Source organism: uncultured Sanguibacteroides sp. (genome assembly GCF_900543425.1).
Taxonomy (GTDB): domain Bacteria; phylum Bacteroidota; class Bacteroidia; order Bacteroidales; family Marinifilaceae; genus Gabonibacter.
Genome location: NZ_UQRQ01000006.1, coordinates 1 through 13,088 on the forward strand (window position 1 = coordinate 1; position 13,088 = coordinate 13,088).

General features: G+C 43.0%; 11 protein-coding genes and 1 pseudogene. 7 read left to right on the forward strand and 5 right to left on the reverse strand.

Annotation, left to right across the window (positions count from 1 at the left end):
• Positions 1 to 130: 130 nt before the first annotated feature.
• Positions 131 to 547 (reverse strand): acyl-CoA thioesterase, encoded by a 417-nt coding sequence (locus tag QZR76_RS04370; RefSeq protein WP_294140745.1) that lies wholly within the window; start codon positions 545 to 547, stop codon positions 131 to 133.
• A gap of 3 nt (positions 548 to 550) precedes the next feature.
• Positions 551 to 1,186 carry a lactate utilization protein gene (locus tag QZR76_RS04375; protein WP_294140747.1) on the reverse strand — a complete coding sequence of 212 codons (636 nt, stop codon included), beginning with the start codon at positions 1,184 to 1,186 and terminating at the stop codon, positions 551 to 553.
• A 260-nt stretch (positions 1,187 to 1,446) separates the two neighbouring features.
• Between QZR76_RS04375 and QZR76_RS04380 the strand changes: the two genes are divergently transcribed.
• The 4 genes and pseudogenes from QZR76_RS04380 (at position 1,447) to QZR76_RS04395 (ending at position 5,854) form a co-directional block, all read left to right on the forward strand.
• A complete protein-coding gene (locus tag QZR76_RS04380) occupies positions 1,447 to 2,580 on the forward strand; it encodes a porin (protein ID WP_294140749.1) in 1,134 nt (377 codons plus the stop codon).
• A 17-nt stretch (positions 2,581 to 2,597) separates the two neighbouring features.
• Positions 2,598 to 4,685: a type IA DNA topoisomerase gene (locus QZR76_RS04385; protein ID WP_294140751.1), complete on the forward strand. Its 2,088-nt coding sequence runs from the start codon at positions 2,598 to 2,600 to the stop codon at positions 4,683 to 4,685.
• A gap of 123 nt (positions 4,686 to 4,808) precedes the next feature.
• A pseudogene (locus QZR76_RS04390) lies at positions 4,809 to 5,243 on the forward strand (lipocalin family protein); the annotation flags it as partial.
• Positions 5,244 to 5,347: 104 nt separating this feature from the next.
• Positions 5,348 to 5,854 carry a TlpA disulfide reductase family protein gene (locus QZR76_RS04395; RefSeq protein ID WP_294140755.1) on the forward strand — a complete coding sequence of 169 codons (507 nt, stop codon included), beginning with the start codon at positions 5,348 to 5,350 and terminating at the stop codon, positions 5,852 to 5,854.
• A gap of 73 nt (positions 5,855 to 5,927) precedes the next feature.
• Here QZR76_RS04395 and QZR76_RS04400 read toward each other — a convergent pair whose 3' ends face one another.
• Complete coding sequence (locus tag QZR76_RS04400) at positions 5,928 to 6,302, reverse strand: YccF domain-containing protein (protein ID WP_294140757.1); 375 nt, start codon at positions 6,300 to 6,302, stop codon at positions 5,928 to 5,930.
• A gap of 116 nt (positions 6,303 to 6,418) precedes the next feature.
• Here QZR76_RS04400 and trxA point away from each other — a divergent pair, with 116 nt between their 5' ends.
• From trxA to QZR76_RS04415, 3 genes are all read left to right on the forward strand, one after another.
• Positions 6,419 to 6,772, forward strand: a complete 354-nt coding sequence (trxA, locus tag QZR76_RS04405) for a thioredoxin (RefSeq protein WP_294140759.1) — start codon at positions 6,419 to 6,421, stop codon at positions 6,770 to 6,772.
• 158 nt (positions 6,773 to 6,930) lie between these two features.
• The gene (locus tag QZR76_RS04410; protein WP_294140760.1) at positions 6,931 to 8,580 is read left to right on the forward strand and encodes a SulP family inorganic anion transporter; all 1,650 of its coding nucleotides are present in this window, start codon (positions 6,931 to 6,933) and stop codon (positions 8,578 to 8,580) included.
• A 114-nt stretch (positions 8,581 to 8,694) separates the two neighbouring features.
• The gene (locus QZR76_RS04415; RefSeq protein ID WP_294140762.1) at positions 8,695 to 10,110 is read left to right on the forward strand and encodes an amidophosphoribosyltransferase; all 1,416 of its coding nucleotides are present in this window, start codon (positions 8,695 to 8,697) and stop codon (positions 10,108 to 10,110) included.
• A 217-nt stretch (positions 10,111 to 10,327) separates the two neighbouring features.
• On the opposite strand, the gene QZR76_RS04420 is transcribed toward QZR76_RS04415, so the two are convergent.
• Positions 10,328 to 11,446 carry a cytochrome d ubiquinol oxidase subunit II gene (locus QZR76_RS04420; protein WP_294140764.1) on the reverse strand — a complete coding sequence of 373 codons (1,119 nt, stop codon included), beginning with the start codon at positions 11,444 to 11,446 and terminating at the stop codon, positions 10,328 to 10,330.
• A gap of 87 nt (positions 11,447 to 11,533) precedes the next feature.
• Complete coding sequence (locus QZR76_RS04425; RefSeq protein WP_294140766.1) at positions 11,534 to 13,084, reverse strand: cytochrome ubiquinol oxidase subunit I; 1,551 nt, start codon at positions 13,082 to 13,084, stop codon at positions 11,534 to 11,536.
• Positions 13,085 to 13,088: the final 4 nt, after the last annotated feature.

Genomic DNA, 13,088 nt, shown 5'->3' on the forward strand with positions numbered 1-13,088 from the left:
CCCCGACCCTCTGGGTGTAAACCAGATGCTCTGAACCAACTGAGCTAAGCGCCCGGGTGCTGAATTGCGGTGCAAATCTAATTTATATTTTTAATTTGTCAAAAGAAATGAAGAAATTTTTATCAGAAAATTAATTTTCCGATTCTTTCAGTTCTTTACTGAAAAGCGTATCGAAGAGATCTCCGCGGGTGAGTTTCCCGTTTTGTAAGCATATGATTTCGACGCATCCTTTTGCACAGAGTTGGTGATCAGGGATTTTGTAAATGTCTTCAAAAAAGAGCAGTTTGATTCCTTCCCGCTTCAACGCAATTTTTACTAAAAAGCGATCGCTTCCTTTCAGAGAGTATTTGTAGGAAATATCCACCCGGGAGACCATGGCGTCGATGCCCTGGGCATGAAGGTCAGAAAAGCTTTTTCCCGTGGTTTCCAGGAATTCATGCCTGGCGTGCTCTAAGTAATGTTGATAATTGGCGTTATTGACTACTCCCTGAATGTCACATTCGTAGTCGCGTACTTTCATTTCCAGTTCGAATATATATTTATGCATATTTTATAAACCTAAGGATTCGTTGATCAGGATAATTTTAATTCGTTTTTGCGGAAAGGACTTTTCGGTGATGGTCCAGGTGTTGCAAAGACGATCGCTACTTTGGCAATTCATACAGGTGTTGGTCGTTTGGCATGGCGTGTGTAAATGGGGATGGCGAATCGCATTCCGGGGTGCGGCGACGGTACGGATACGTTCCATGGCTTTTTCCAGGTTTTCGACGATTTTGTTTACGCCGATGAATAAAACGACATTTTTGGGGCCGAACGTGATGCCTGCCACCCGGTTTCCGACCATATCCACATTGACGAGTTGTCCCTGTCGGGTCAAAGCGTTTGTTCCGGTAAGAAACAGATCGGCTTGCAGGGCTTGTCGTCTCCAATATGTTTTTTGAGTTCGACTGTATCCCTCTTGAAAGGTTCGGATCAATACGCACTCGGAATTGCTTTCTAATTTGCTCAATACTCCGGTTGCTTTCATCGTCTCGGAATCGCCCCAGGAGACGGTTGTAGGTTGAAGGCGCTCGAAAATCTCCGTAAAGAAAATTTCTTGGGCCTCGGCCGTCGTTTGGGCAAAATAGACTTCAAAATGATTCTTTTCCAGCGCTTTTATCGTGTGATTTATGATTTCGTTTTCCATGACGGAATGATTTTTATATGAAACAAAGATAGGATAAAAACTGAAAGACTCAAAAAGGGAAGCCTAAGCCGGATTCCTAACCACTCCCTGTGATTACCGTATTCATAATCGAATTTTATGCTATAGATCTTAGCGTAATGGGGTATGATAATACCGGTCTGTTTCTGTTTGTATTATTTTATCGACAAGGGATAACGGATTTTTTTGTATTTTTGCCTTTTGAATAGGAAGTATAGTATTTATTTGAAAATGTTATTTTTATGAGAATCTTTTTTTCTTCTCTTTTTCTTCTTTTTTTCGTGCATGTTGCTTCGGCTCAGTTAGTATTGAAGTCTGAAAAGGGAGAGTTCGAGTGTCGGTTGATCGGTCGGGCGTTGTTTGACGGGGGGGTATTTTTTAGTGATAAGACCCCGTTGGGAAATGCCGTTGAAATTTATGATGTGCGTTTGGGGACTACTATGCGTTTCCTGGATCATTGGTTTGGAAAAATCGAAATCGGTTTTGCTAATAGTGAGGTTTCTTTGAAGGATATATATATTGAATACCAGCAAGAACGCCATGTAATCCGGGTGGGACATTATTACGAGGCTTTTGGTTTGGATTACCGGATCGGGACGTCGGATATGAAGTTTAACGGGGTATCCGTTACGGGAAAAGCGTTTGGTGATCGCCGTAAACTGGGGATCAGTTATATTTATAATGTGGACGCTTTAAACTTGTGGACCGGTATTTTTAGTGATAAGGATGTGGACAATAAGGAAAAAGGAGATGAAGGTTTTACTTTGGCCGGTCGGTATCTCTATCGTCCTTATGTGGACGGGGATAATGCTATTCACATCGGGCTTTCTTCTCGTTTTAGCACTCACGGGGAAGCGGAAGAGAACACGATAACTTATGCTGCCGGGGCTCCTTCCGAATTACTTTCGGAAAAGTTCTTAAAAGCGGATGTAACGGATGCCATCAATCAATGGAAACTGGGAGCCGAGATTGTTTTGGTGTATGATAAGTTTTATATGCAAAGCGAGTATATGCTCGGACATGTAAACCGGAGGCATGCCTTTTCTGATTATAACGGTGACGGTTGGTATGTGCAAATGGGATACGCTTTGTTAAGCGGGAAATACGGTTACAGTAAGATGACCGGAATGGCGAAGAGTCCGGGGGCGAAAAGCCTGGAGGTGCTTTGTCGATATAATGTGACTAATCTGAACGATCGAGGAGCGGGGATTATGGGTGGAAAACAAAACGATCTCTCTTTGGGAGCTATCTATTATTTCAATAAATATATCGCGGCCAAAATGAGTTATAGTCTGGTTAGTTTGGATAAATATGCCCGAATTGACGGTAAGCAGACGTTCAATATGATTCAGGGACGTGTTCAGGTGAGTTTTTAATTGTATAACCTTATTTCATGAAGCTTTGTATAGCGGAAAAACCCAGTGTCGCAAAGGAGATCGCTGCCGTATTGGGAGCAAAGGTTCGCCGGAATGGTTATTTCGAAGGAAATGGCTATTGCGTGACTTGGACGTTCGGTCACCTTTGCTCTTTGCAGGAACCGCATGAATATACGGATAAATGGAAACAATGGAATATGACTTATCTGCCGATGATTCCTTCAACGTTCCGGATTAAGTTGATAGAAGACGAGGGGATAAAGAGGCAATTTGCCGTCATTGAGGAGTTGGTAGGAAAGGCCGATATGGTGATCAATTGCGGGGATGCCGGACAGGAAGGAGAGTTGATTCAACGTTGGGTATTGACAAAAGCCAAATGCGGGGTCCCGATGAAACGATTGTGGATCTCTTCCTTGACGGAGGAGGCAATTCGGGAAGGGTTTGAAAAATTGATGGATGCCGCCGATTTCGATACGTTGTATGCTGCCGGATCGGCAAGAGCAATCGGGGATTGGTTGTTGGGGATGAATGCCACCCGGGCCTACACGTTAAAATATGGAGACGGTAAGGGGGTATTTTCGATCGGTCGCGTGCAGACTCCGACCTTGGCTTTGATCGTGGAGCGTCAGAAAGCGATAGAGCAATTCAAGCCCGAAACCTATTGGGAGGTACGTACGGATTACAGGGGTGGATGGTTTGCCAACACGAAAGGACGATTTACGGATAAATCCCAGGCTGAAACTTTTTTAAGGGAGATAGAGCCGTTGGAGTTGGAAATCACGAGTGTAGAACGGAAAAAGGCGATGGAACATCCGCCGAAATTGTTCGATCTTACCTTGTTGCAGGTGGAGTGTAACCGTAAATTTGCCTTCTCTGCGGATACCACGTTAAAAATTATTCAATCGCTTTACGAGAAGAAGTTAACGACTTATCCTCGCGTGGATACGAACTTTTTACCTAACGATATATACCCTAAGGTTCCTACTATATTGAAGGGATTGAAGCCTTATGAGGCCGTGGTACAACCGGTATTGAACGGAGGGAAGATTCGAAAATCGGGGAAAGTTTTTAATGATAAAAAAATCACGGATCACCATGCTATTATCCCTACCGGGGTATTCAGTTACGATATGACTCCGGATGAAAAGCGGGTATACGATCTGGTTGCCCGTCGTTTTATTGCCGTTTTTTATCCGGATTGCGAAGTGGCTAATACAACGGTGATGGCTGTTGTGGGTGATCATGAGTTTAAAGCCACGGGTAAACAAATTGTCGTTTCTGCGTGGAGGGTTCTTTTTCCGACGGCTTCCAGCAAGCAAAGCGATGAAAATGTTTTGCCCGTGTATGAAGTCGGAGAGCGGGGGCCTCATCGGCCGGAGTTACAGGAGAAGGAAACGCAGCCGCCGAAGTATTATACCGAAGCGGATCTGCTGCGGGCAATGGAGACGGCCGGGAAGCAGGTAGAAGACGAGGAGTTGAGAGATTTGATGAAAGAAAACGGCATCGGGCGTCCTTCTACGCGGGCGGGTATTATCGAGACCTTATTGAAACGTCGTTATATCCGGAAAGATAAAAAGCGATTGGTGGCTACGATTACCGGGGTCGAATTGATCGATACGATCCAGAACGGGTTGTTGAAATCTGCCGAATTGACCGGACAATGGGAAAGAAAACTCCGGATGATTGAAGATGGATCTTATCGTGTGACGGATTTTATGGAAGAGTTAAAAGTGATGGTCAACGAGGTGATCCACGAGGTGAAGTGTGCCCGTCGAAAGGCGATTACCGTGGAAACAGAAGGAGAAAAAATGGCAGAGAAGCCTGTAAAGGAACAGGTTGCTGCTGCTTTGAAATGTCCCAAATGTGGTAATGGTGAGGTTGTAAAGGGACGTACGGCTTGGGGATGCACTCTTTATAAAAAATCCTGTGATTTCTTGATACCGATGGAGGTACAGGGGAAAAAAATAACCCAAAAGCAGGTGGAGGCCTTGGTGTTAAAAGGCAAGACCGGGACATTGTCCGGTTTTAAAGATGCTGACGGTAACGTGTTCAGCGGGACTCTTCGTTTGGATGAATCTTATAAAATAGTGATCGATAAAAAATAATTTGGTAACCGAGGGATGATGTCTTACGTTATAATTCGTATTTATTAAATGGAACGGATGATGACGGATCGTACACAGAACAATGAAAAACATCCTAAAGTGGATACCCGTGTAGTAAAAGAGTTGGAATTAACTCGTTATATGGGTAAGTGGTATGAAATCGCCCGTTTTGACCATCGCTTCGAACGGGGATTGGAACGGGTAACAGCGGTTTACTCTTTGGGGGATAACGGAAAAATCGAAGTTATAAACAGCGGTTATAAAGAGGGGCGGTTGCATAAGGCCAAGGGAAAAGCCAAAATTCCGAATCCGGACGAACCCGGCAAGCTAAAGGTCTCTTTCTTCTGGTTTTTTTATTCCGATTATTTTGTTTTAGAGTTAGACGAACAATACTCTTATGTCCTTGTCGGAAGTTCTTCCGATGAATATTTATGGATTTTGAGCCGTACTCCGCAGATGCCTGATGATAGGCTGAAAGATTTGTTGAAGAGAGCCGAGGCCCGAGGTTATGATACGGGAAAGTTCATCTATGTCGATCAACAGATGCCTGCCGTTTGATGCATGAAATATTAAATCTATCTTAAATCCGCTTTATATGATCGATTATTGCTCTGAATGATTTAAATTTGGTTGTCTATTAAAACTATAAAAAGAGAAAAGCTATGAAATTGAAATACGTATTGGCATGTATATGTGCCTGTTTGTTCTTCACTACGGTTGGAGCACAGGAGAAAAAAGAGTTGAAAGCAGGAGATCCTTCACCGGTTTTTAAATACAAGGATATAAATGGAAAAGAGGTATCTTTAAGCGATTTGAAAGGTAAGTATGTTTATATCGATATTTGGGCAACCTGGTGTCCCCCTTGTCGACAGGAGTTACCGCATCTGAAAGAGTTGGAGAAAAAGATGCATGACAAGAATATTGTTTTCGTGAGTATCTCTTGTGACCAGAATAAGGCGGATTGGGAAAAGATGGTGAAAGATCAGAAATTAGGTGGTGTTCAATTGCATATAGGCGGAGACCGGGCTTTTATGGATGCTTATCGTGTACGGACTATTCCTCGTTTTATCTTATTGGATAAAGAGGGGAAAATATTGAATCTGGATATGACTCGTCCTTCTGATCCGGCAACGTTAAAGACATTGGAGGCATTAAAAGGAATAAAATAGAAAGAAGCCTTTGGGATGTATCAAAACGGGCTTTGTTTTTATGGAGGGATTGCTTGTAGGGCAATCCCTTTTTTTAATTGTTTACAATCTCATGACCGAAGGGGGCGAGGGCTAAGCCTGCCAATTTGAAATGTTGTATCCCGAAAGGAATACCGATAATCGTTAGGCAAAAAACGATCCCCAAAAAAAGATGTGAAAGGCATATCCATATACCGCCGATGAAGAACCAAATGATATTCATGAGGAGGGATAGACATCCGTTACTCTGAGGAATATCGACCACTTGGCTGCCGAATGGCCAGAGGGCTAATATACCTAATTTAAGGGTTTGTAATCCGAATGGGATTCCTATAATGGTAATGAAAAGTATTACGCTTGAGGTGAAGTACTCCAATGCGACAGCCAATCCGCCGAAAACGATCCAAATAATATTTCCCAGGATTTTCATAACGTTTGTTTTTTGAGGGTGTTCTTAAAGAGACAAAAATAAAATAAAGGTAACAATTTTGGTAAGGAAACGTATCATTTGTAGAGAATAGATCATGTATTTAAAAACAGAGGGATATGATAGAACATTTGACAAAGGATAGTTTTAAACAGAAAGTGTTTGATTATCAAAATAAAGAGGAATACAAATTTAAAGGACAGCATCCTGTTCTGGTTGATTTTTATGCTACCTGGTGCGGACCCTGTAAGGCGATAGCCCCGATACTGGACGAATTACAGGAAGAATATAAGGGAAAGATCGATTTTTATAAGGTAGATAGCGATATTGAAAATGAATTGGCCGCTACTTTTGATATTCGTAGTATTCCGACATTGATGTTTGTTCCGATGGCGGGTCAACCTCAAGTTGCAAGCGGGGCGATGTCAAAGGCTCAGTTTAAAGAGTTGTTTCAGAAAGTTTTTAATCTATAGATAACTTCGAAGTATTTATTTATTACATTATATTGAAGATCCCGAAGAGAAGCTGTTTTAAAAGGCTTCTCTTCATATTTTTATGATTCTTTATTTCAAATACCTGCAGATGTATTTATTTTTTTACCTTTGTGCGTTTTTATTAAAGGGTGTTTGATATGGAAAAAGTGTTTGATCCGAAATTGTTTGGATTAATTAAGGATGGTTCTGTAAAAAAGAACTTGTCGAAAGATATTTTAGCGGGTATCGTTGTCGGAATTGTGGCTTTGCCGTTAGCCATCGCCTTTGCCGTGGCTTCCGGTGTTTCTCCGGAGAAAGGGGTGATGACGGCTATTATTGCTGGATTTATTATCTCGTTCTTGGGAGGTAGCCGGGTACAAATCGGGGGACCGACGGGAGCTTTTATTGTGATTGTTTACGGCATCGTGAACGATTACGGTATTGACGGGATGATCATTGCCACCATGTTGGCCGGAATTATCATGATCGGGTTTGGTATGTTACGGTTGGGAACGTTGCTTAAATTTATACCTCATCCGTTGATTGTCGGTTTTACTTCCGGTATCGCGGTGGTCATTTTTTCAACCCAGATATCCAATGCATTGGGACTTACCATAGCGGATGTGCCGAGTGGTTTTATCGGGAAATGGGCTTGTTATATCAATCATATACATACGATCAACTGGTATGCTGTTATCATAACCGTCGTGACGGTTTTAATAGCGGTATACATGCCGAAGTTGACCACTAAGATTCCGGGTTCCTTTGTGGCGATACTGCTTGTTACCCCCGTGGTTGCTGTTTTTTCCCTTCCGGTGACGACAATCGGGACCTTGTATGGAGAGATATCTTGTAATCTGGCTCCGACAATCCCCTCTTTCGATTTCGGTAATTTGGCCCGATACGTGCAACCGGCTTTTACGATTGCTATTTTGGGAGCCATAGAATCATTGCTTTCGGCTGTGGTTGCCGACGGTATGATCGGGGGACATCATCGATCGAATACGGAATTGATTGCACAAGGGGCGGCTAATATTGTGGCTCCTTTGTTCGGGGGAATTCCGGCAACAGGTGCTATTGCCCGTACGGCTACCAACGTGAAGAACGGGGGACGGACTCCGGTGGCAGGGATGGTACATGCCGTGGTCTTACTATTGATCATGCTTTTCTTTGGGAAGTGGGCATCTTTGATCCCGATGTCCTGTTTGGCCGGAATATTAATTGTTGTTTCTTATAATATGAGTGAGTGGCGTTCTTTCCGTTCCGTGTTGAGAGCTTCTTACTTTGATATAGTCATTCTTTTGGTAACGTTCTTTTTAACTGTTTTGGTCGATCTGACCGTTGCCATTGAGATCGGTGTGGTTTTGGCAGCCCTGTTGTTTATGAAGCGTATGGCTGATAATGCCCCGAAGGATATTACCGGAACGGGAAATATGGATCAGGATGTGTTGGAAAATTATAAGGATATTCCTTCTGCCGTGGGAATCTATGAGATTAGCGGTCCTTTCTTTTTTGGCTCTGCCAAGACCTATTGCGAGACGATCCGGATGATGGGGGTTCGTTATCAGGTATTGATTATCCGGATGAGGCATGTGCCTTTTGTGGACACGACAGCATTGAAAAATTTGACGGAAACGATATCTCAATTGACAAAAGAAGGAACACGGATTATTCTATCCGGAGTGAATGATCAGGTGAGAAAAGATTTGCTTAAAAACGGTATCGGACGGCAGATCGGAGAAGAACAAATTTATTCTAAGTTTGATTTGGCTTTGAAAGCTGCCCTTGATAGGGTTGAGACAAAATAATAGAAAAGCCGTTCCGATTTTTAATCTCGAACGGCTTTTTCTTTTATCACAATCTTACTCTCTCTTCGAAAATTATTATAATTTTGTGTAGAATTAATTTATGACGATAATTTTATGAGTGGATTTTTTGGGTGTGTATCTCGCAAAGAGTGTGTTGCTGATGTTTTTTACGGCACGGACTATCATTCTCATTTAGGAACGAAAAGAGCCGGAATGGCTTTTTATAACGGACAGGAGTTTACCCGTTCTATACATAGTTTGGAAAGTGCCTATTTCCGGAATAAATTTGAACCGGAGTTGGATAAGTTCAAGGGTTCGTCACTGGGTATCGGAGTGATCAGTGATATGGAATCTCAACCGATTACGGTAATTTCTCATTTGGGGCGTTTTTCTGTCGTAGTCGTGGGGAGGATAGATAACCTGGATGAGATCGAAAAATGTTTTTTGGATGAAAAGAAACATTTTGCAGAGCTTTCGAGTTCTACTGTCAACCAGACGGAGGCTGTGGCTATGCTCATTAATACGGGAAATACCTTTAAAGAAGGAATTGAAAACGTGTATAACCGGGTGAAGGGTTCCTGTTCCTTTTTGATTTTGACGGAAACCGGAATTTATGCCGCACGGGATAAGTATGGCCGTACTCCGATCGTTTTGGGAAAAAATGATAACGGTTATGTGGTGGCGAGTGAAAGTTCTTCTTTTACCAATTTAGGCTACACGATTGTACGGGACTTGGAACCCAAGGAAGCGATACAGATTAGCAGGGACGGCATTACCCGGGTAACGACACCGGGATGCAAGAAACAGATATGTTCTTTTCTTTGGGTGTACTACGGTTATCCCTCTTCTTATTACGAGGGTATTAATGTGGAGGATGCCCGTTATCGTTGCGGGGCGGCTATTGCCGCACATGATGATGTGGACGTCGATTTTGCGGCGGGTATTCCTGATTCCGGAGTGGGACATGCGATTGGTTATTCCAATGCCAGAAAAATTCCGTATAAACGTCCTTTCGTGAAGTATACACCCACGTGGCCGCGTAGTTTTATGCCGCAGAATCAAAGTATGCGGGATTTGGTCGCTAAAATGAAGTTATTGCCGAATGAGGCTTTTACAAAGGGGGCCAAGATTTTGTTTTTGGATGATTCTATTGTTCGCGGTACCCAGTTAAAGGATAATGTGGTAAAACTGCGGGAATGCGGGGTGAAAGAGGTACATATGCGGATCGCTTGTCCTCCGTTGGTTTATCCTTGTATCTTTTTGAATTTTTCATCTTCCCGCTCTAACTTCGATTTGTTTACTCGTCGGGTAATTCGTGATTTGGAGGGAACATCCGATTTGACGGAAAAGATACTGAAACCTTATACTGATCCTGACTCGTTGCAATACAAAAAGATGTTAGGGGTGATGGCACAGCATTTAGGTTTGGATTCCTTGAAATTTCAGCGTTTGGATGATTTGGTCAAAGCCATCGGTCTTCCCAAAGAGGAGCTTTGTACGCATTGCTGGGATAATTCCAGTTATATGTAATTGTAAAAAATAACCTACGGGGACGGGGATTGAAAAGATTTACGATTTATGATTTGAAGAGACAAGGGATTAAAGGATTTTGTGATTGAGTGATTGGGGATTAAGAGATTAAAAGGATTTACGATTTTGGATTCAATGATTGGAATATCAATATAAAACGAGAGCCGGAAATATTTCCGGCTCTCGTTTTATATTGATTCCTGTGCTTGTATGGAACTTAGTAGGCGTGATGATCCTCCTCAATGTCCTGGAGATTGATCTGTTTTTTGTTCAACGCTCTCCAGGCGTAGAAAATATACGCGATCACAAGGGGTGATATAAGAGAAACGTATGACATGGCTTTTAGCGTGTAATAGGAGGAGGAGGCATTGTATATGGTCAGGGAAGAGTTCAGGTCGGTATACGACGGATAGAAAGCCGTATTGTTAAAGCCTGCCACGACGAACAGGGCTATTACAGCCAAAACGATCCCTATGCCGGAGAACCAAATTCCTTTATTCCATTTCTCGGAGAACAGCGTTTTGATGATACCGAAAAGGACTCCTGCAACTCCTATCAAGAGAATGATCGTGTTGACAGGCATCTCGATCAGGTTATAGAAGTATTTGTATTGTACGAGAACAATCTCTCCGTTTTCCGCGATGGCGTAACCTTTACTGAATAAAATAATGGTCAGGAAGATTAACAAAAGCATGACAAACGGAATGGCATTGTAAAGAACCTGTTTCCGACTCCTGTTGAAGATGGTTTGGTTATCGATATTATTGATAAAATAGAGGGCGGCCAAGGTTCTGGCCAGGAAGAAAATAGCGAATCCCAAGCAAAGGTTGGCGATATTGAACAATACTTCTATGCCTCGCCAGGGACTCATCCAGGTTACGTCGTTCATGGTTCCCAATGAAAAAGGATTACCCGTGAAGAAGGAGCCCACTACCGCCCCGATACAGATGGTTCCGATAACTCCATTGATGATCAAAAAGACATTATACGTTTTTTCTCCCAGTAAATTACCCGCTTTCCGACGATATTCATAAGAGACGGCTTGCATGACAAAGCAGAAAAGTACGATCATCCAGGCCAGGTAAGCTCCTCCGAAACTTGTAGAATAGAAGAGAGGGAAGCTGGCAAAAAAGGCTCCTCCGAATACAACTAATGTCGTGAACGTAAATTCCCATTTCCGGCCAAGACTATTGACGAGTAGATTTCTTTCGTCTTCCGTTTTGGCTATCGTGTATAACAGGGTTTGTCCTCCCTGGACGAATAACAGGAACACCAGCAATCCTCCAAGTAACGATATTAATATCCACCAGTAATGTTGTAAAAATTCCATATTCATTTACAATTTTAGATTTAATAATTGGGTGATTCTGTGATTAAAGATTTCGTGATAATTGAATCGCTAAATCGTAAATCACTAAATCATTTAATCTGTTTCCGGTCCTTTTTTAATCTGTTTCCCCATGATTCTCAGTTCAGCGATAAGCAGTATCGTGAAGAGTACGGCAAACATCCAAAAAGTCGTTATCACCCAGTTGGACGTAATTTTCGTTACGGCCACATTGGTGGGTAAAAGATTTTGTACGACCCAGGGTTGGCGTCCGACTTCGGCAACGATCCACCCGCATTGGGAGGCCACGTAAGCTAACGGAACGCAGGCGAGGGCCAGATAGGGTATGACTTTGAATTTATCGAATTTCCTTTTTTGGGCATACCAAAGCGAAAGGATGAATAAAAGAACGAATAACATACCTAACCCGACCATGATACGGAAGCTATAGAATACGAGAGGGACAGAGGGAATCGTGTCGTATGGAGAGTTAAGATAACCATACCCGAAATCCGCGTAGTTCGCCCTGAATATCTTTAAGGTGCTGTCCGCTGCAATCTGATTGTTTTCTTTGACGGCTTGTTTGTAGTCCTTCAATGCCTCTATGGCCGTACGACCGTTAGCCATACGTTGTTCGATGGAAGGATAGGTTTTACCTTCTTCGGAAGTATATCCGTCCAGAATATCTTGAATTCCGGGGATGTAGGCATCTCCTTTGTGATATCCCAGAAACGAGAGCATTTTGGGGATATGAATTCCGTACGAGACTTTTTTCATACGGGTCGTCGGGAGTGCCGGATCGTCGGTCAGAAGGCCGATAACGGTTAATCCGACTCCTCTTCCTCCTTCGTTTAAGCCTTCCATTGCGGCTAATTTCATGGGTTGTGTCTTCGTCACGTCCTGAGCGCTGGAATCACCGGTATAAATGGTGATAAGTATACTGATTAGTCCGAAAATGGAGGCTAATATAATGCTTTTACGGGCAAATTCAAGATGCCGCTTCTTCAATATAAACCAAGCGCTAATCCCCACGACGAAGCAAGCCGAGAGGGTATAAGCGGAGGTCACCGTGTGAAAGAACTTACTTATGGCCGTCGGAGAAAAGAGTACGGCCCAGAAGTTATCCATTTCGTTTCGGGCTGTCAACGGATTAAATTCCATGCCGACCGGATTTTGCATCCAGGCGTTGGCGACCAATATCCACAGGGCAGAAATATTTGCTCCTACAAACACCATCCAGGTGGAAATCAGGTGGAAACGCTTGCTGACCCTGTTCCAGCCGAAGAACATGACGGCAACGAAGGTCGATTCCAGGAAGAACGCAAGGATTCCCTCAATGGCAAGCGGGGCTCCAAAAATATCTCCCACGAACCAAGAGTAGTTCGACCAGTTGGTTCCGAACTGAAATTCTAAGATTAGACCGGTAGCTACACCGATGGCAAAGTTAATTCCGAAAAGTTTCATCCAGAATTTAGTCGCATCCAACCAACGCTGATCCCCTGTACGAACCCAGATGGTTTCCATAACGGCAAGCATTAAGGCTAACCCTAATGTTAACGGAACAAACATATAATGGTAGATCGCTGTCATCGCAAATTGCCAACGTGACCATTCCACTAAAGAAGTTGTTGTTAGGTGAAAGAACATAATG